At 64.7% G+C, this 17,571-nt stretch carries 15 protein-coding genes, 1 tRNA gene, 2 pseudogenes and 2 riboswitches; of the genes and pseudogenes, 12 read left to right on the top strand and 6 right to left on the bottom strand.

Going from position 1 to position 17,571, the window contains the following annotated elements:
* Positions 1-13: 13 nt before the first annotated feature.
* From BOO69_RS00520 to BOO69_RS00530, 3 genes are all read left to right on the top strand, one after another.
* Complete coding sequence (locus tag BOO69_RS00520) at positions 14-1,567, top strand: alkaline phosphatase D family protein (RefSeq protein ID WP_071969332.1); 1,554 nt, start codon at positions 14-16, stop codon at positions 1,565-1,567.
* A gap of 117 nt (positions 1,568-1,684) precedes the next feature.
* Positions 1,685-3,115 carry an amidase gene (locus BOO69_RS00525; protein ID WP_071969334.1) on the top strand — a complete coding sequence of 477 codons (1,431 nt, stop codon included), beginning with the start codon at positions 1,685-1,687 and terminating at the stop codon, positions 3,113-3,115.
* A 49-nt stretch (positions 3,116-3,164) separates the two neighbouring features.
* A complete protein-coding gene (locus BOO69_RS00530) occupies positions 3,165-4,085 on the top strand; it encodes a helix-turn-helix transcriptional regulator (RefSeq protein ID WP_071969336.1) in 921 nt (306 codons plus the stop codon).
* Here BOO69_RS00530 and cobO read toward each other — a convergent pair.
* From cobO to aroC, 3 genes are read right to left on the bottom strand one after another with little or no spacing between them, the layout of a single operon-like run.
* A complete protein-coding gene (gene cobO / locus BOO69_RS00535; protein ID WP_071969338.1) occupies positions 4,079-4,675 on the bottom strand; it encodes a cob(I)yrinic acid a,c-diamide adenosyltransferase in 597 nt (198 codons plus the stop codon). The two genes, BOO69_RS00530 and cobO, sit on opposite strands and share 7 nt — an antisense overlap.
* Positions 4,676-4,695: 20 nt before the next feature.
* On the bottom strand, positions 4,696-5,631 hold the full coding sequence (locus BOO69_RS00540) for a DMT family transporter (RefSeq protein WP_071969340.1): 936 nt from the start codon (positions 5,629-5,631) through the stop codon (positions 4,696-4,698).
* A gap of 7 nt (positions 5,632-5,638) precedes the next feature.
* Positions 5,639-6,751 carry a chorismate synthase gene (gene aroC, locus BOO69_RS00545; protein WP_071969342.1) on the bottom strand — a complete coding sequence of 371 codons (1,113 nt, stop codon included), beginning with the start codon at positions 6,749-6,751 and terminating at the stop codon, positions 5,639-5,641.
* A 91-nt stretch (positions 6,752-6,842) separates the two neighbouring features.
* Positions 6,843-6,943, top strand: a riboswitch (TPP riboswitch).
* Positions 6,944-6,977: 34 nt separating this feature from the next.
* On the opposite strand from aroC, the gene BOO69_RS00550 reads away from it, so the two are divergent.
* From BOO69_RS00550 to BOO69_RS00560, 3 genes and pseudogenes are all read left to right on the top strand, one after another.
* A complete protein-coding gene (locus tag BOO69_RS00550) occupies positions 6,978-7,961 on the top strand; it encodes a thiamine ABC transporter substrate-binding protein (protein ID WP_071973565.1) in 984 nt (327 codons plus the stop codon).
* A pseudogene (locus BOO69_RS00555) lies at positions 7,937-9,488 on the top strand (thiamine/thiamine pyrophosphate ABC transporter permease ThiP). The gene BOO69_RS00550 and the pseudogene BOO69_RS00555 overlap by 25 nt, the downstream one beginning before the upstream one ends.
* Positions 9,475-10,167 carry a thiamine ABC transporter ATP-binding protein gene (locus tag BOO69_RS00560; protein WP_071969344.1) on the top strand — a complete coding sequence of 231 codons (693 nt, stop codon included), beginning with the start codon at positions 9,475-9,477 and terminating at the stop codon, positions 10,165-10,167. The pseudogene BOO69_RS00555 and the gene BOO69_RS00560 overlap by 14 nt, the downstream one beginning before the upstream one ends.
* An 8-nt stretch (positions 10,168-10,175) precedes the next feature.
* Here BOO69_RS00560 and BOO69_RS00565 read toward each other — a convergent pair whose 3' ends face one another.
* Entirely contained in the window at positions 10,176-10,625 is a 450-nt protein-coding gene (locus BOO69_RS00565) for a 6,7-dimethyl-8-ribityllumazine synthase (RefSeq protein ID WP_071969346.1), read from the bottom strand.
* Positions 10,626-10,703: 78 nt separating this feature from the next.
* Positions 10,704-10,856, bottom strand: a riboswitch (FMN riboswitch).
* A gap of 62 nt (positions 10,857-10,918) precedes the next feature.
* Between BOO69_RS00565 and BOO69_RS00570 the strand changes: the two genes are divergently transcribed.
* The 5 genes from BOO69_RS00570 (at position 10,919) to BOO69_RS00590 (ending at position 15,134) form a co-directional block, all read left to right on the top strand.
* Positions 10,919-11,542 carry an FMN-binding negative transcriptional regulator gene (locus tag BOO69_RS00570; protein ID WP_071969348.1) on the top strand — a complete coding sequence of 208 codons (624 nt, stop codon included), beginning with the start codon at positions 10,919-10,921 and terminating at the stop codon, positions 11,540-11,542.
* A gap of 75 nt (positions 11,543-11,617) precedes the next feature.
* On the top strand, positions 11,618-12,229 hold the full coding sequence (locus tag BOO69_RS00575; protein WP_071969350.1) for a glutathione S-transferase: 612 nt from the start codon (positions 11,618-11,620) through the stop codon (positions 12,227-12,229).
* Positions 12,230-12,391: 162 nt separating this feature from the next.
* Positions 12,392-12,979, top strand: a complete 588-nt coding sequence (gene petA / locus BOO69_RS00580) for a ubiquinol-cytochrome c reductase iron-sulfur subunit (RefSeq protein WP_071969351.1) — start codon at positions 12,392-12,394, stop codon at positions 12,977-12,979.
* Between the two features lie 11 nt (positions 12,980-12,990).
* A complete protein-coding gene (gene petB, locus BOO69_RS00585) occupies positions 12,991-14,334 on the top strand; it encodes a cytochrome b (RefSeq protein ID WP_071969354.1) in 1,344 nt (447 codons plus the stop codon).
* Positions 14,335-14,345: 11 nt separating this feature from the next.
* On the top strand, positions 14,346-15,134 hold the full coding sequence (locus tag BOO69_RS00590; RefSeq protein ID WP_071969355.1) for a cytochrome c1: 789 nt from the start codon (positions 14,346-14,348) through the stop codon (positions 15,132-15,134).
* 95 nt (positions 15,135-15,229) lie between these two features.
* Here the strand turns inward: BOO69_RS00590 and mtaB are convergent.
* Both mtaB and dapF read right to left on the bottom strand, forming a co-directional pair.
* Positions 15,230-16,482, bottom strand: a pseudogene (gene mtaB / locus BOO69_RS00595) (tRNA (N(6)-L-threonylcarbamoyladenosine(37)-C(2))-methylthiotransferase MtaB).
* Positions 16,479-17,321, bottom strand: a complete 843-nt coding sequence (gene dapF, locus BOO69_RS00600; RefSeq protein WP_071969357.1) for a diaminopimelate epimerase — start codon at positions 17,319-17,321, stop codon at positions 16,479-16,481. Before dapF ends, mtaB begins: the two are co-directional and overlap by 4 nt.
* A 97-nt stretch (positions 17,322-17,418) precedes the next feature.
* On the opposite strand from dapF, the gene BOO69_RS00605 reads away from it, so the two are divergent.
* A tRNA-Lys gene (locus tag BOO69_RS00605) sits at positions 17,419-17,494 on the top strand.
* Positions 17,495-17,571: the final 77 nt, after the last annotated feature.

Consider the following 17,571-nt stretch of genomic DNA (forward strand, 5'->3'; position numbering starts at 1 on the left):
GGAAATCCCGTCCATGACCAAACTACTGCGCCCCTCCCGCCGCTCCGTGCTGGCGGGCTCCGCCGCGTTTGCTGCATCGCTGGCGATGCCCGCGATCAGTCGTGCCGCCTCACGGCCCGTCTTCACCCACGGGGTCCAGTCGGGCGATGTGGATACCAATTCCGGCATGATCTGGACCCGCACGGACCGACCTGCACGCGTGATGGTCGAAGTGTCCACCACCGAGAGTTTCGCCAATGCCCGCCGGTTGTCCCCCATGGACGCCGTGCCGGGGCATGACATGGCGATCAAGCGCCTCCTGCAGGATCTGCCCAGCGATCAGGACGTCTTCTATCGCTTCACCGCCGCCGATCTGTCCGACATCAACGTGACCTCCGAACCTCTCGTCGGCCGCTTCCGCACAGCGCCGACGGCGCGGCGCAACGTGCGTTTCGCGTGGTCGGGCGATACCGCGGGCCAAGGCTGGGGGATCGACGCGGACGGCATGCGCACCTATGCCACCATGGCGCGGCACACGCCCGACTTCTTCCTTCACTCGGGTGACACGATCTATGCCGATGGCCCGATGCAGGAAGAGGTGGCGCTGGACGATGGCGGTATCTGGAAGAACGTCGTGCTAACCGATGAAAAACGGAAAGTGGCCGAAACGCTCGACGAATTCCGGGGCCAGTACAAGTACAACATGCTGGACGAGCACGTTCGGGCACTGAACGCGCAGGTGCCGGTATTCATGCAGTGGGACGATCACGAGGTGACCAACAACTGGTCCGCGTCCAAGGATCTGAGCGGCGACGACCGGTATTCCGAGAAGTCCGTAGCGTTGCTGGCCGCCCGCGCGGCGCAAGCCTTCCACGAGATGACGCCGCTGCGGATGACCCCGGCCGAGCCGAACCGCGTCTACCGCAAGATCAACTACGGTCCGATGCTCGACGTCTTCTTCCTCGATCTGCGCAGCTACCGCGGGCCAAACGGCACCTCGCAGGAGACGGAGATCAACGCTGAAAGCGTCATCCTCGGGGCTGAACAGATGGCTTGGCTCAAGCGGGAACTGACCAATTCCATCGCGACGTGGAAGGTGATTGCCAGTGACATGCCGATAGGGCTGGTGGTTCCGGACGGAGACAAGATCGAGGCGGTGGCCAACAGGAACGACGGCGCGCCCGGTGGGCGTGAACTGGAAATCGCCGAGCTCCTGCGTTTCATCAAGAATGCACGGGTCCAGAATACCGTCTGGTTCACCGCTGACGTGCATTACACGGCGGCGCATTACTACAATCCTGACAAGGCGCAATTCCAGGACTTCGAACCGTTCTGGGAGTTCGTGTCGGGGCCGCTGCATGCCGGAACCTTCGGCCCGAACGCGCTGGATGGCACCTTCGGACCGGAGTTGAAGTTCGTGAAGGCACCGGCCGAAGGCCAGGTGAACCTGCCGCCCAGCGCGGGTCTGCAGTTCTTCGGCCTCGTGGACATCGATGCGCAAACGCAGCAGATGACGGTGCGCCTGATGGACAGGGCGGATACCGAACTCTACTCGGTCACGCTCGATCCCAAGGGCGCGTCGATCTGACCGCTCGCCGGCCCCCCGCCCCGTGGCGGGGGGTCGTGGCCCTTTGGTACATCCGTACCATGGGCAAAGGTGCGCGGTTGGGCACCAATGCTCCCGAAACCGACGGGAGCGAGAAGCATGAAAATCGAAGAATACGCCGCGCAGGACGCCACGGGTCTGGCGGATCTTGTGCGAAAGAAGGAAGTGACCGCGCAGGAAGTATCCGACTGCGCAGCCGAGGCGATCAGCACGCTGGACAAGGATCTGAATGCCGTTGCGCAGATGCTGGACGCGCCGATCACCGGCAGTGCGGAGGGGCCCTTGGCCGGCGTGCCCTTCGTGGTCAAGGACCTGGTGCTGCACGTGGAGGGTGTCCCGAGCCGGTCGGGCACGCGCCTGTTGGAAGCAGGGCAATTCGTGCCTCCCGAAAGCTCGGAGCTGTTCCTGCGATTCCAGAAGGCGGGACTGACGACCATGGCCATCACGACCACGCCCGAGTTCGGCTACAATGCCACCTGCGAGGCACTCGTCTACGGCGCGCCGACGAAAAACCCCTACGACACCTCCCGGTCCTCCGGCGGCTCGTCGGGTGGCTCCGCCGCGCTGGTCGCGGCGGGCGCGGTGCCGGTGGCGCATGCCAACGACGGCGGCGGGTCGATCCGCATACCCGCTGCGTCCTGCGGTCTCGTCGGACTGAAGCCGACGCGCGGGCGCACGCCGCTGGGCCCCGACTACAATCTGCCGTTGATGGGAATGGGAATTGAATTTGCCGTCACCCGAACGGTGCGCGACGCGGCCTTGCTGCTCGATTGCGTGGAAGGCCCCGAAATCGGCGCGATGTTCGACATCCCGCGCCCGGCAAAGCCTTATACGGATGTCTTCGAGGCCTCACCGGGCAAGAAACGGATCGCTTTTGCCACGCATCTCAAGGGCACGCCCGAACCGGATCCGGAAGTGCGCGCCGCGCTGGAAAAGACCGCGCAAACGCTCGCCGACATGGGGCACGAGATCGTGGAGGCGTCACCGGACTACGATTACGACGGGTGGAGACGGGCGAACTTCGTGATGTGGAACGGCTTTCTCGCCGCCGGTGTCTATGGATTGGCGCAGGTTCTCGGCGTTGAACCGTCCGTCGACAACGTGGAGGCGGTTTCGCTGGCCTGTGCGCAAGCGGGCGCCTCGCTGACCGCGCTGGATTACGAGATGGCGATGATGCAGATGAACGGCGTCAGCCGGGCGCTGGGGCGTTTCATGGCGGATTACGATGCCTTTCTGCTGCCGACGCTCAAGCAGACAGCCCTGCCGCTGGGAACGATGGATCAGAACGGCGATTTCGACGCCGAAGGGTGGCATGACCATATCTTTGGTCACTTCCCCTATTGCGCGCTCTTTAACATGACGGGTCAGCCTGCGATTTCCGTGCCGAACGGTCAGGGAACCGACGGGCTGCCGCTGGCGGCGCAGATGGTGGCCCGCATGGGTGACGAGGCGACGCTGCTGCAACTGGCCGCGCAATTGGAGCAGGCACAGCCCTGGTCGGCCATGCGGCCCGGCGTGTTCGCAGCCTGACCTCTTGCCCTCTCTGCCACGGCGGTTCAGGCTGCGGTGGAGAGGGCCCATGAACCGCAGCGACCTCAGCGATTTCGTCATCCAGCTGACCGAGAGCGCCACGCGCCTGGCGCCGCTCGACTTTCACCGCAACCTGATCCGCCTCGTGCGGTCCATCGCGCGGTTCGACGCGGCATGGTGGGGCTGGTCGGTCATCCGGGAACGTCACCTGTCTTTCGTCCATGCCCAGACGATCAACCTCGATGCAGGCTTCGTGGACGCGGCCCGGGCGCAGCTGGCCACCGATCCCTTTGTGCAGTCGGCCCGGCGCCTGCGGCTGTTCGCACAGACCCTGCACCACGATGAGGTCGATCCCGGATCGTCGGCGGCGCGGGTGCTGCGCGACTTCGGCATCGCGCAGGTCCTGGCCGGCCACAGCCAGGTCGCCGACGGGCCCTTCAACTTCTTCATGTCGGTCTACCGCCGCGCGCCGGAGCCGCGGTTCACCCGGGAGGAAGCGGCAGATTTCCGCATCCTTCTGCGCCACCTGCAACAGGCGCTGTCTCTCAGCCTGCGACTGTCGCTCGAAGCGTCGGCGAGCCGGAAGGAAGAATGGGCGCTGGCGGATGACGCTGGTGCCGTGTTTCTCCAGTCGGCTGGCTTTCCCGCACTACACCGGCAGGCCGGGCTGGGCCCCATCGCGGAGGTCGCGCCGGGGGCGTCCGTGGTGCGGTCGGGCATCGTCCTCCGCGCGGAACGCTACTCGGACGACCTGCGCCTTCTGCGCGCCGCGCCGGGCACGGATCTGCCGCAACTGACCACGCGCGAGCGGCAGGTCTGCCGGCTGTACATCGACGGGCTCAGCCGGCGCGAGGTCGCCGCCGCACTGGGGCTGTCGGAAAACACGGTGCGCAACCAGATCGCCGCGATCTACCGCAAGACCGGCAGCCGCGACCGGATCGATCTGCTTCGCAAGATGGACCCTCAGTAATCGACGCCCTTCTGCGCCTTGATCCCGGCCTTGAAGGGATGCTTGACCTCGGTCATCTCGGTGACGAGGTCGGCGTATTCGCACAGTTCGGGCTTCGCGTCGCGCCCGGTGAGGATGACGCCGGTGCGCTTGTCCCGCGCCTCAAGCCCTTCGATGACCTGATCGACCGACAGATACTCGTAGCGCATCGCGATGTTGATCTCGTCCAGCACGACGAGGTCGTAATCGCCGCTTTCCATCATTTCGCGGGCCTTGGCAAAGGCCGCCTGCGCCGCGGCGATGTCGCGTTCCTTGTCCTGGGTGTCCCAGGTGAAGCCCTCGCCCATGGTGTGCCAGTCCACCCCGCCGAGACGATCGAAGAACAGCCGTTCGCCGGTCTTCCACTTGCCCTTGATGAACTGGACGACACTGACCCGCTGCTTCCAGCCGAGGGCGCGCACCACGACGCCGAATGCGGAGGATGACTTGCCCTTGCCCGCGCCGGTGTGGACCAGCACCAGCCCCGCTTCGGGGTCCTTCAGCTCGGCCACCTTCTTGCGCTGCTCGGTCTGGCGCTCCTGCATCTTTTCCTTGTGGGACTGATCAGTCATGGCACTCTCCTATTTCGGGGTCAGGATTTCGGGTCGGACACGGCGCGCACTTTGCTGCGGTCCATGCCCAACTGGTGCTCCCGCCAGATGACGAGGACGCCCGCGCAGATCACCAGCGCGGCCCCCGCCAGCATCATGATCGTGGGCAGTTCGCCAAAGATGACGTAGCCGAGAACGATCGCGAACAGCATTGAAGTGTAATCGTAGGGTGCCAGCATCGACACCGAACCGAACCGGTAGGACGACGTGACGAGGATTTGCGCGACCCCGCCCACCAGCCCGGCCGAAATGAGCAGAAGCGCGGTCTGTCCGGTGGGGATGACCCAGCCGAAGGGCAGGGTGAGCAGCGACAGCACGGTCGCGGTGGCCGAGAAGTAGAAAACGATGGCGGCGGTATGTTCGTTCTGAACCAGCTGGCGCAGGTGGACCTGCACCAGACTGCGCATCAGCGTCGCACCGAGGATCAGCATCGCGCCCAGCGTGGCCATCTGATCCATCTGGGCGCCGCCGAACCGGGGCCAGAGGATGATCAGCACCCCCACCAGTCCGACCGCCACCGCGCTGATCCGCAACAGCCGGATGCGCTCTCCCAGCATCACGGCGGCGAGCAGGACGGTGAAGATCGGGGTAGCGAAACCTATGGCGGTGACTTCTGGCAGAGGCAGCAGGCCGAGCCCGGCAAAGGTCAATCCCATCGCGGTGGTCCCGAACAGCCCCCGCCAGACGTGCCCCATCGGGTTCTTCGCCTTGAGCCCGACCTTGAGCTGTCCGCGCTGGGCAAGCCAGATCAGGATGATCGGGATGGCGAAAAGGGATCGGAAGAAGACCTGTTCGCCCGGCGGGATCTCGTCCGAGGTGGACTTGATGATCGCCGACATGCAGGTGAACAGGAAAATCGCCGTGATCTTGAGCGCAACCCCGAGCGCGGGTCTGGCTGAGAAATCCTCGACCTTCATGACCGGCTCATGCGTCCGGGCCGATGATGCCGCGGTTCTCCCCGACCTGCCCCCGGTGCAGCAGCATGTGATCGAGCAGGACGCAGGCCATCATCGCCTCGCCCACCGGAACGGCCCGGATACCGACGCAGGGGTCGTGCCGACCCTTCGTGATGATCTCGGTTTCCTCGCCGGTCCTGGTGATGGTTCTGCGCGTGGTGAGGATGCTCGACGTCGGCTTGACCGCAAACCGTACGACAATGTCCTGCCCGGTGCTGATCCCGCCCAGGATGCCGCCTGCGTGGTTGGAGGAATAGGCGGGCTTTCCATCGTTACCCATGAAAATCTCGTCCGCGTTCAGCTCACCGGTCAGCATCGCCGCCGACATGCCTTCGCCGATCTCCACGCCCTTGACGGCATTGATGCTCATCATCGCGGCGGCCAGATCGGTGTCCAGCTTGCCGTAGACCGGCGCGCCAAGACCTGCGGGCACACCCCGCGCAACGACCTCGATGATGGCGCCGACGCTGCTGCCGGACTTGCGCAGGCCGTCAAGGTAGTCGGCCCAGTCGGTCGCGGCCTTGGCATCGGGCACCCAGAACGGATTCTGTTCGATCTGGTCCCAGTCGAAGGCATCGCGGTCGATCCTGTGCGGGCCCATCTGCACCATGTAGCCGGTGATCTGCACTTGCGGCGCGATCGCCTTGATCGCCTCGCGCGCGAGGCCGCCCGCCGCCACGCGGCTCGCGGTTTCTCGGGCCGAAGACCGGCCACCGCCGCGATAGTCGCGCACGCCGTATTTCTGGAAGTAGGTGATGTCGGCATGACCGGGGCGGAACTTGTCCTTGATGTCCCCGTAATCCTTCGACCGCTGGTCGGTGTTCTCGATCATCAGCTGCACCGGGGTTCCGGTGGTCACACCTTCGAAAACCCCGGACAGGATGCGCACTTCGTCGGCCTCCCGGCGCTGGGTCGTGTACTTGTTCTGGCCCGGTTTGCGGCGGTCCAGCCAGTGCTGGATCATGGCGGCGTCCACCGGCACGCCCGGGGGGCAACCGTCCACCGTGGCGCCCAGGGCCGGACCGTGGCTTTCGCCCCAGGTCGTCACGCGGAAAAGGTGGCCAAAGCTGTTGATCGACATCGCTGCGCTCCTCTGGTGACCCTGTTACCGGGGCCGATGGGGGGCCTCAAGCGGTTTTGCCTTGCATGTCGAGCAGGGCCATCCTAGCTGTTGGGATACCTCGGGGGGCCGAAAGGCTGAGATGTACGCAAGTGCGGACCCGTTGAACCTGAACCGGTTAACACCGGCGGAGGGAAGGTATGGACATCCATCCAACGCTTTCTGACGCCGCATGATGGAGGATGCCATGAGACATCTGGCCTTTGCTGCTGCTTTTACACTCGCCGCCACCGCCGCGTCGGCACAGACGCCCGTGCTGACGGTCTATGCGGGCGACTACTTCACGTCCGAGTGGGGCCCCGGCCCGACGATCGAAACCCAATTCGAGGCGATATGCGATTGCGACCTGCAATACTCGACCGGGGATCTGATGCCGCGCCTCCTGCTCGAAGGCAAGCGCACCAAGGCGGATGTGGTCATCGGCCTGACCTCGGACGTCATGGCCAAGGCGCGGGCGACCGGCCTTTTCGCGCCGCACGGGCAGGACAATTCGGACCTGACCCTGCCGGTCGACTGGCAGGACGAGGTGTTCCTGCCCTTCAACTACTCGCACACCGCGTTCGTGTTCGATGACACCCGGATGGAAAACCCGCCAGCCACGTTCGACGATCTGCTGAACATGCCCGACGACGTCAAGATCGTGATCCAGGATCCGCGCACGTCGATTTCCGGACTGGCGCTGGTGCTGTGGGTTCAGTCCGTCTATGGCGACGGGGCAGAGGAGGCGTGGCGCAAGCTGGCCCCGAAGATCCTGACCGTGACCAAGGACTGGTCGACGTCCTATGGCATGTTCACCGACGGCGAAGCGGACATGGTCCTGAGCTACACCACTTCGCCCGCGTATCACATGTTCGCGGAGGAGGATTTCACCAAGCACGCGGCGCTTTTCCCCGAGGGGCATTATTTCCTGGTCGAGACGGTCGCCAAGATCGCCGACACCGATGTGCCCGAACTGGCGGACGCGTTCATGAAATTTGTCATGTCGGAGACGTTCCAGACAAAGATCCCGAGCGCGAACTGGTCGCTGCCGTCGGCCCTGCCGCGCGATCAATGGCCGGATGGCTGGGCGAAGCTGGACCTGCCGGAGAAGGTTCTGTTCTATGACGAAACCGAAGCGGCCGCCCTACAGGATAAGGCGATCGAGGCATGGCGCAGCGCGCTGACCCAGTAACCCGCAACGCGGGGATCGCCGCCGCTGTCCTGACGGTGGCGGTGGTGCTCGCGGCCTGCATCGGGATCCTGTCGCGGGCCGAACCGGGCGGTTTCGACCCGGGCGACTTCGCGGCGATCCGCTTTACCGTCGTGCAGGCGATGTTGTCTTCCGTCCTTTCGGTGCTTCTGGCGATCCCCTTGGCGCGCGCGCTGGCGCGGCGGCGGTTCTTCGGACATGGCCTGCTGGTGATGTTGCTGGGGGTTCCGTTCGTCCTGCCCGTGATCGTCGCGGTGATCGGACTGCTTGCGGTCTTCGGGCGCAACGGCCTGTTGAATCTCGTTTTCGCGGCCCTCGGTCTGCCGGAGGTGTCGATCTACGGGCTTCACGGTGTCGTGCTCGCCCATGTATTCTTCAACCTTCCGCTGGCCACGCGGCTCCTGCTTCAGGGGTGGCAGGCCATTCCGGCAGAGCGGTTCCGCCTGGTCGCGCAGCTGGATCTCAGTCCGCGCGCCGTCGCGCGAACACTGGAGTGGCCGCTGCTGCGCCAGATCGTGCCCGGCGCTCTGGGGCTGATCTTTGTCATCTGCCTGACCAGTTTCGCGGTGGCATTGACCCTTGGCGGCGGTCCCGCAGCCACCACGATCGAGCTCGCCATCTACCAGACATTTCGCTACGATTTCGACCTGACCCGTGCGGCGCTGCTGTCGCTGGTGCAGTTGGTGCTGGCGGGATGCGCCGCGCTCGTGACCCTGCGCTTCATCCCGGCGACCGGCATCGGCGGGGGCTGGACCGGGTCCCGATGCGGTGGGATGCGCGCCCCGGCCTGCAGCGCTGGGGCGACGTCGTGCTGATCCTGATGGGCGCGGCATTCCTGCTGCTTCCGCTTGGGGCGGTGGTGGCCCGCGGTCTGGGGGGCTGCCGTTGATGCCGGCATCGGTGTGGCACTCCGCTGCCGTGTCTCTCGGGGTCGCCCTGGCGAGCATCGTGATCCTTCTGTTGCTGGCACTGCCGATGGCCGGCTGGATCGCGGGTCGCGCAAGCGGCGCGGTGGAGGCGATCGGCCTTCTCGGTCTGTCGGCCTCTCCACTGATGATCGGGACGGGCTGGTTCATTCTTCTCAATCCGCTGGTGGACCCTTCGGCGCTGGCGTTGCCTGTGACGGCCTTGGTGAACGCGCTGATGGCGCTGCCCTTTGCCCTTCGGATCATCGTCCCTCGCCTGCGGGACACACTGCGGGAGTACGGACGTCTGACTGCTGCGCTGCAGATGCACGGCTGGTCGCTCTGGCGTTGGGTTGTCCTTCCGCGGCTGAGACCGCAGATCGGCTTTGCCGCTGGTCTGACCGGCGCGCTTTCGATCGGCGACCTTGGCGTGATCGCGCTGTTCGCCGATCCCGAGCGGGCGACCTTGCCGCTGCAGATGTACCGGCTGATGGGGTCCTACCAGATGCATGCCGCGTCGGGCGCTGCCTTGCTGCTGCTGTTCATGGCGCTGGGCCTGTTCTGGATCTGCGACAGGGGAGGGCGTGCCAATGCTGCGCATTGAGAAGGCAGAGATCACGCTCGGCGACTTCCGGCTGTCAGCGGACATGGACCTGATACCGGGCTGCAAATATGCCGTGATCGGACCGTCCGGCGCCGGGAAATCCACCCTGCTGAGCGCGATGGGCGGCTTCGTCCCCCTGAGCACCGGGCGCATCACGTGGGATGGCCGCGACATCACCGACGCCGCGCCGGGCGCGCGGCCCATGACGATGCTGTTTCAGGACAACAACCTGTTCCCGCATCTCAGCGTGATGCAAAACGTGGGCCTTGGCATCAATCCGCACATGCGCCTGACACAGGTGGATCGCGATCGTGTAGCGCAGGCACTGGACCGGGTCGGGCTCGCGGAGCACGCGCAGAGCCGGCCCGGCGCCCTGTCGGGCGGACAGCAAAGCCGGGCTGCGCTCGCACGGGTGCTGGTTCAGGCGCGGCCCCTGGTTCTTCTGGATGAACCTTTCGCGGCGCTTGGCCCGGCCCTGCGCAACGAGATGCTGGACCTCGTCCAGGACCTCGTTGCCGAAACGGGCGCGGCGCTCATCATGGTGACGCACGCGCCGGATGACGTCCGCCGCATCGCGGACGAAGTCATCTTCGTCGCTGGCGGGGTCGCCGAGGCCCCGCAGCCGGCGGCAGCGTTGATGGAAAATCCGCCGCCGGAACTGCTGGACTATCTCGGCTGAGAGCGCTGTCAGGCGCTGATGCGACTGTGCATCTCGACGATGTCGAGTGCGGCGCGGGCGGCTTCCCGGCCTTTCACCACGAATTGGTCGCGATAGATCGCATCATGATGCGCCGTCTCCTGGTACTGGTGGGGAGTCAGCGCGACGGACAGCACCGGCACGCCGGTCTCCAGCCCCACCCGCATCAGGCCATCGACAACACTCGCGGCGACGAAGTCGTGGCGGTAAATGCCGCCGTCGACAATGAAGGCGGCGCAGGCGATGGCGGCAAAGTCGCCTTGGCGTGCGAGCTTTTGCGCCAGCAGGGGCAGTTCGAACGCCCCCGGCACGTCAAAGGCATCGACACGATCGGGGCCCGTGACCTCGGCGAACCCGTCGTACGCGCGGTCCACGATGTCGGCATGCCAGCGTGCTTTCACGAAGGCAAAGCGGGCGGGGCTTCGAGAGCCATGTGTCATCTGTGATCTCCTTCTGGTTCAGACACGTCCACCCAAGGCGATCACGACGACATGCAGGGCCTGACGGCCCGCATGGCTTCGCATTCTCTTTCATCCGGACTGTGACCGTCGGCTCTGGACTTCGACCAGATCTGCTGACCCGGCGCCATCCGAAGGCAGCACCGGCGCTCGCGGGCTCGGGACAAGTCCCCTACCGCCGGTGGGGAATTTCGCCCCGCCCTGAGAATGGCCGCATGTTGCCAAGCCGCCCGATAGCCTGCAAGAGCAATCGTGCCTTTACGAAAGGGAAGATCATGCATCCGAATCCCGTCTTCCACGATGCGGACACCAACCGGAATCTCGCCTTTGCGCGGGAACGCGGGTTCGGCGTACTGGCTGCGTCCGTTTCCGGGGCCCCGCTGCTTTCGCACGTGCCATTCCTTCTCGGCGCCGATGGTACGACGGCCGACCTGCATCTGGTCCGGTCGAACCCGATCGCGCGGGCGCTGGATGCACCGCTGGAGGTGACACTGGCGGTATCAGGCGGAGATTCCTACGTTTCGCCCGACTGGTACGGCCTGCCCGATCAGGTGCCGACATGGAACTACGTCGCCGTGCACCTGACCGGATCGCTGGTCCTGCGCCCCATGGCCGAGCTTCGCGATCTGCTCGATCGGCAGTCGGCGGGCTACGAGGCGCGGCTGTTGCCGAAAACGCCCTGGACCACTGCCAAGATGACGCCGGAGGTCATGGACCGGCTAATGCGCATGATCGTACCCTGCCGGCTGCACATCACCACGGTGGACGGTACCTGGAAGCTTGGTCAGAACAAGCCCGACGCGGTTCGGCGGGCGGCGGCAGACAGCATGGATTCCCACGGTTTCGGCAGCGATGTCGGGACATTGGCAGATTGGATGCGTGCGCCGAGGCCGAAATAGGATGCAACCCTCGTGCGGGTCATTGCCTGCGCCGCCGGTGCGGGTGATAGTGCGCCAAATCCACAGGAGAACTTGATGAAACTCGCCTATTCCCCCACCTCTCCCTATGTCCGCAAGGTCATGGTTTTGTTGCATGAAACCGGTCAGCTGGACGATGTCACGCTGGAAACCATGGCTACCACGCCGGTCGGCCCCGATGCCGCCCTGCTGCCCAAGAACCCGCTCGGCAAGGTGCCCGCGCTGGAACGCCCCGACGGACCGGCGCTTTATGACAGCCGGGTCATCTGCGCCTATCTCGACGATCGCGCCGGCGGCAAGCTTTACGGTTCTGGCGCGCGCCACTGGGATACGCTCACGCTCGAGGCGACTGCGGACGGTATCCTCGATGCGGCGCTCCTGATGGTGTACGAGACCCGGATCCGGCCTGAAAACGCACGGATGCCGGAATGGGTCGAAGGCCAGTGGGGCAAGGTCGACCGGGCACTGAGCGCACTGAACAACCGCTGGATGAGCCACCTGCGCGGGCCGCTCGACATGGGCCAGATCGCAGTGGGGTGCGCGCTCGGCTACGTCGAGTTCCGTCACGGTGCGCGGGATTGGCGCCGCGGCCGGGATGCGCTTTCCGACTGGTTCGACGCGTTCGATTCGCGCCCCGCGATGCGCGCGACACGGCCGCCGGAAGCCTGATTTCCGGCGTCTCGCCCGAATAATTGCCGACCTGCGACGGTTTGCGCGCCTTTGCCATCTGGACGGGCGCGCGCCATGCCGCTAGACAGCGCGATGAAGTCAGGGGGCGTCCACGCCCCCGGTATGTCCAATGGCCTCTGTGCCGAGAAGTGGAGTAGAGCCGTGTCCAACGCAGAAGATCACGCAGGCACCCGGAGGGATTTCCTGTATTACGCAACCGCCGGTACGGGCGCTGTCGCCGTCGGTGCCGCCACCTGGCCGCTGATCAACCAGATGAACCCTTCTGCCGACGTTCTGGCGCTGTCGTCCATCCGTGTCGATGTGAGCGGGGTCGAACAGGGCACCCAACTGACGGTCAAGTGGCTTGGCAAACCCGTTTTCGTCCGCCGCCGGACCGAACAGGAGATCGAAGAGGCACGTGCCGTCGATCTGAGCGAACTGCCTGATCAGAACGCGGAAAACGCGAACCTGCCGGATGGCGCTCCCGCGACCGACGAGAACCGCGCGCTGGCCGCCTTCGAAGGGGGCGACGGTGACGGTGTCTCGGGCGAATGGCTGGTGATGATGGGCGTCTGCACGCACCTGGGCTGCGTGCCCCTGGGCGAGGCTGGCGACTTTGACGGGTGGTTCTGCCCCTGCCACGGATCGCACTATGACACGGCGGGCCGCATCCGCCGCGGACCCGCGCCGCGCAACCTGCCGGTGCCGATCGCTGAATTCGTGGACGCCTCCACGATCAAACTGGGTTAAGGGAGAACTCGATGTCCGGAATTCCTCACGACCATTACGAGCCCAAGTCCGGCGGCGAAAAGTGGCTTGCCCGCCGCCTGCCCGTTGTTGGTCTCCTCTATGACACACTGATGATCCCCACGCCCAAGAACCTGAACTGGATGTGGATCTGGGGGATCGTGCTCACCTTCTGTCTGGCCCTGCAGATCATCACCGGGATCGTGCTGGTGATGCACTATACGCCGCACGTGGACCTTGCGTTCAGCTCGGTCGAGCACATCATGCGTAACGTAAACGGCGGCTACATGCTCCGCTACCTCCACGCGAACGGCGCTTCGCTGTTCTTCGTCGCGGTCTACGCCCACATCTTCCGGGGTCTCTACTACGGGTCGTACAAGGCCCCGCGCGAGATCACCTGGATCATCGGCATGCTGATCTACCTGCTGATGATGGCCACCGGCTTCATGGGCTACGTGCTGCCCTGGGGTCAGATGTCCTTCTGGGGCGCGACAGTCATCACCGGCCTTTTCGGCGCGATCCCCTTCGTGGGTGAATCGCTGCAGACCTTCCTGCTGGGCGGGCCCGCCGTGGACAACGCGACCCTGAACCGCTTCTTCTCGCTGCACTACCTGCTGCCCTTCGTGATCGCGGGCCTGGTGATCGTGCACATCTGGGCTTTCCACACCACGGGTAACAACAACCCCACGGGTGTCGAAGTGCGCCGCGGGTCCAAGGAAGAGGCGCAGAAGGACACCCTGCCTTTCTGGCCCTACTTCGTGATCAAGGATCTCTTCGCGCTGGCGGTGATCCTCGCGGTCTTCTTTGCCATCGTCGGCTTCATGCCCAACTATCTGGGTCACCCCGACAACTACATCGAGGCGAATCCGCTGGCCACGCCCGCGCACATCGTTCCGGAATGGTACTTCCTGCCGTTCTACGCGATCCTGCGCGCCTTCACCTCGGACGTCTGGGTCGTGATGTTCGCAAGCTGGATCACCGGTGGCATCATCGACGCCAAGTTCTTCGGCGTTCTGGCGATGTTCGGCGCGATCGCGGTGATGGCACTGGTGCCGTGGCTGGACACGTCCAGCGTGCGCTCCGGCCGGTACCGTCCGATGTTCAAATGGTGGTTCGCCCTGCTGGTCATCGACTTCTTCGCGCTGATGTGGCTGGGCGCCATGCCGGCGGAGGAACCCTACGCGACCTTCTCGCTGATCGCATCGGCCTACTGGTTCGCCTACTTCCTGGTGATCCTCCCGCTGCTCGGCGTGATCGAGAAACCGCTGCCGCAACCGGCAAGCATCGAAGAAGACTTCGACGCTCATTACGCGCCCAAGGCCGGTGGCACCAAGACCATCGTGAAACCGGCAGAATGACGGAGACGACAATGATCAAGAAACTGACCCTCTCCGCCCTTGTGGCTCTTGGCCTTGGCACCACCGGTGCCCTGGCTGCCGGATCGGAAGGCCACGTGGAGGATTTCGATTTCTCCTTCGAGGGGCCCTTCGGTGCGTACGACGTCAACCAGCTGCAGCGCGGCCTGAAGATCTACACCGAGATCTGTTCCGCCTGCCACGGCCTCAAGTTCGTGCCGATCCGCACGCTGTCGGATGATGGCGGACCCAGCATGCCCGAGGACCAGGTCCGCGAATATGCCAAGCGCTTCGAGGTGTTCGACGAGGAGTTGGACGATTTCCGGGAGGCGACCCCGGTCGACCACTTCCCGGAATCGTCGCTCCCCAACGCGCCCGACCTGTCGTTGATGGCCAAGAAGCGCGCCGGTTTCCACGGCCCTTACGGACTGGGGATCAACCAGTTCATCAACGGGATCGGCGGCCCGGAATACATCGCCTCGCTGCTCACCGGCTACACCGGCGAGGAGAAAGAGCAGGCCGGTTCGGTCTTCTACGAGAACACCGCCTTTCCGGGCGGCTGGATCGCCATGGCGCCCCCCCTCTACGGTGAGGATGTCGAATTCGAAGACGGTCACGAAAACGACCTGCACCACGAGGCGGCAGATGTCGCTGCGTTCCTGATGTGGACGGCAGAGCCCAAGATGATGGCCCGCAAGCAAGCCGGTTTTGCAGGTGTTGTCTTCCTCACCTTGCTGGCTGTGTTGCTGTACCTGACCAACAAGCGGCTGTGGTCCGCGGTGAAGTACAAGCGCGAAGACTGATCGAAACCGCCACGCGGCTTTGGACGGCCCTTCCGACCAGACGGTCGGGAGGGCTTTTTCTTTTCCAAGGGGCCAAAGGCGCAGGGCGCGCGGGGTCAGGCTGAAAGGGCGGTATCCGTCCTGCCGGTGATGGTGGCGTTCACGATGTCGCCCTCTGCCCGCGGTTCCGCGAAATGTACCTCGGAAAACTGCTCGGTCCGGCCCATCGTCGGGCTTTCCATCAGGATGCTGTGGGTCCGGCCGACCTGGCGCTGCAGGTGTTGGCGCACCTGCGCGTCGCCCGCCTGGCGCAAACGGGCCGCCCGTTCCTTGATCGTGCGACCGTTGACGGCAGGCATGCGCGCCGCCGGTGTTCCGGGACGGGCGGAATAGGGAAATACGTGCAACCAGGTCAGGTCGCAGTCCTCCACCATGCGGAGGGCGTTTTCGAACATCGCGTCTGTTTCCGTCGGAAACCCGGCGATGATGTCTGCCCCAAAGGTCATGTCGGGCCGCAGACGCCGCGCCTCATGGCAGAAGGCAATCGCATCATCCCGCAGGTGACGCCGCTTCATCCGCTTGAGGATCATGTCGTCACCGTGCTGCAAGCTGAGATGCAGGTGCGGCATGAGCCGTTTTTCGGTCGCGATGGCCTGCATCAGGTTCTCGTCGACCTCGATCGAATCGATGGAACTGATCCTGAGTCGCGGTAGGTCGGGCACCAGCCGCAGAACCCGCATGACAAGATCGCCCAGACGTGGCGCCGCGGGCAGGTCCGCCCCCACGATGTCAGGTCGACGCCGGTCAGCACCACCTCGTTGAAGCCCTTGTCCACCAATCGTCTGATCTGGTCCACGACAACCCCTGCGGGCACGGAGCGTGAATTGCCCCGTCCGTAGGGGATGATGCAGAAGGTGCAGCGGTGATCGCAGCCGTTCTGGACCTGAACATAGGCGCGGCTCCGGGTGCCGAAGCCGTCGATGAGGTGTCCCGCGGTTTCCGTCACCGACATGATGTCGTCGACCTGCAGCGCCTCCGTTTCGCCGATGAAGTCGGCGGCCAAGCCCCGCCAGGTGTCGGGTTGCATTTTCTCGGTATTCCCGATGACCGCATCCACCTCGGCCATGCTGGCAAAGGTTTCGGGTTCCGTCTGGGCGGCGCAACCGGTGACGATGAGCCGCGCGTCGGGGTGCGCCTTGCGCAGCTTGCGGATGTCCTGCCGTGCCTTGCGCACCGCCTCTGCCGTGACTGCGCAGGTGTTGACCACGACGGCATTACCGAGCCCCGCCTGCCCGGCGAGATCCTTCATCGCTTCGACCTCGTAGGCGTTCAGGCGGCAGCCGTGGTTCGAAAAGACCGGGGCGCTCATGCGATGCCCTCCAGGAAGGCCTGCGTCAGGACACCGGAGAAGACGTGAACGGTCTGGCCTGTCATCCAGACACCATCCTCGCGCCAGTCGATCTGCAGCGTTCCGCCGTCGAGGTCCACGCGAACATTGCGCCCCGTCAGACCCCGCCGTGCCGCGGCGACCGCACAGGCGCAGGAGGACGACCCGGAGGCCCAGGTCACGCCGACGCCGCGCTCCCACACGCGCATGCGCAGGTGGTTCTGTCCGACGATCTGGGCGATCTGTACGTTGGTGCGCTGCGGATAGAGCGGATGATGTTCGATGGCGGGGCCGAAGCTTTCCAGCGCAATTGCCGACACGTCTTCCACGAAGAATGTGCAGTGAGGATTGCCCATGCCGGTCGCGGTTGGCGCGCCTTCGATCGGGAGTTCCAGCGTGTCCATCTCGGACGCCAGCGGAATCTCGTGCCACAGGAGCTGCGGTTGGCCCATGTTGACCGCGGTGATGCCGTCGCCGCGATCCTCCGCCCTCAGGTTGCCGCGATCCGTTGTCAGGTCCAGCGATGTGGCACCCGATTCGTCCATCAGGTATCGCGCGATGCAGCGGGTCGCATTGCCACATGCCGCAGAGGTCGATCCATCGGCGTTGTAGAAGGTCAGATGCGCGTCCCCGTCGCCGTTGCCGATCACCGCCAGTTGGTCGAATCCCACGCCGAAATGCCGATCGCCGATGGCCTTCGCCATGGCGGGCGTTACCGAGACATCCTGCGCCCGTGCGTCGACGACGACAAAGTCGTTGCCCAGCCCGTGCATTTTCATGAAGGGTAAACCGGATATGCTGGTGGTGCTCATTTCGCGCATATAACGCCGGGTGACGGACGAATCCAGCGGGCACCTGAAGAATCGTGGTTTAAGGGCTTGACCCCCCCCTCACTCCTTTCTAGATACGCGACCTAGTGGGCCGTTAGCTCAGTTGGTAGAGCAACTGACTTTTAATCAGTGGGTCACAGGTTCGAATCCTGTACGGCTCACCACTGAATCCAAAGGGTTAGGCATTCTGGCGGCCTGGGCGTTATCAACGCGCGGGGTTCCGCTTGCAGTCTCGTCTCGC

The sequence above is a fragment of the Sulfitobacter alexandrii genome (genome assembly GCF_001886735.1).
GTDB classification, from domain to species: Bacteria; Pseudomonadota; Alphaproteobacteria; order Rhodobacterales; family Rhodobacteraceae; genus Sulfitobacter; species Sulfitobacter alexandrii.

What these genes read in the sequence shown, in the direction of transcription:
- BOO69_RS00565 (WP_071969346.1), bottom strand. Translation starts at nt 10,625, where the DNA reads ATGACACATGGCTCTCGAAGCCCCGCCCGCTTTGCCTTCGTGAAAGCA.
- BOO69_RS00530 (WP_071969336.1), top strand. Translation starts at nt 3,165, where the DNA reads ATGAACCGCAGCGACCTCAGCGATTTCGTCATCCAGCTGACCGAGAGC.
- BOO69_RS00560 (WP_071969344.1), top strand. Translation starts at nt 9,475, where the DNA reads ATGCTGCGCATTGAGAAGGCAGAGATCACGCTCGGCGACTTCCGGCTG.
- BOO69_RS00575 (WP_071969350.1), top strand. Translation starts at nt 11,618, where the DNA reads ATGAAACTCGCCTATTCCCCCACCTCTCCCTATGTCCGCAAGGTCATG.
- aroC (WP_071969342.1), bottom strand. Translation starts at nt 6,751, where the DNA reads ATGTCGATCAACAGCTTTGGCCACCTTTTCCGCGTGACGACCTGGGGC.
- BOO69_RS00570 (WP_071969348.1), top strand. Translation starts at nt 10,919, where the DNA reads ATGCATCCGAATCCCGTCTTCCACGATGCGGACACCAACCGGAATCTC.
- BOO69_RS00520 (WP_071969332.1), top strand. Translation starts at nt 14, where the DNA reads ATGACCAAACTACTGCGCCCCTCCCGCCGCTCCGTGCTGGCGGGCTCC.
- petB (WP_071969354.1), top strand. Translation starts at nt 12,991, where the DNA reads ATGTCCGGAATTCCTCACGACCATTACGAGCCCAAGTCCGGCGGCGAA.
- BOO69_RS00590 (WP_071969355.1), top strand. Translation starts at nt 14,346, where the DNA reads ATGATCAAGAAACTGACCCTCTCCGCCCTTGTGGCTCTTGGCCTTGGC.
- BOO69_RS00540 (WP_071969340.1), bottom strand. Translation starts at nt 5,631, where the DNA reads ATGAAGGTCGAGGATTTCTCAGCCAGACCCGCGCTCGGGGTTGCGCTC.
- BOO69_RS00550 (WP_071973565.1), top strand. Translation starts at nt 6,978, where the DNA reads ATGAGACATCTGGCCTTTGCTGCTGCTTTTACACTCGCCGCCACCGCC.
- dapF (WP_071969357.1), bottom strand. Translation starts at nt 17,321, where the DNA reads ATGCGCGAAATGAGCACCACCAGCATATCCGGTTTACCCTTCATGAAA.
- BOO69_RS00525 (WP_071969334.1), top strand. Translation starts at nt 1,685, where the DNA reads ATGAAAATCGAAGAATACGCCGCGCAGGACGCCACGGGTCTGGCGGAT.
- cobO (WP_071969338.1), bottom strand. Translation starts at nt 4,675, where the DNA reads ATGACTGATCAGTCCCACAAGGAAAAGATGCAGGAGCGCCAGACCGAG.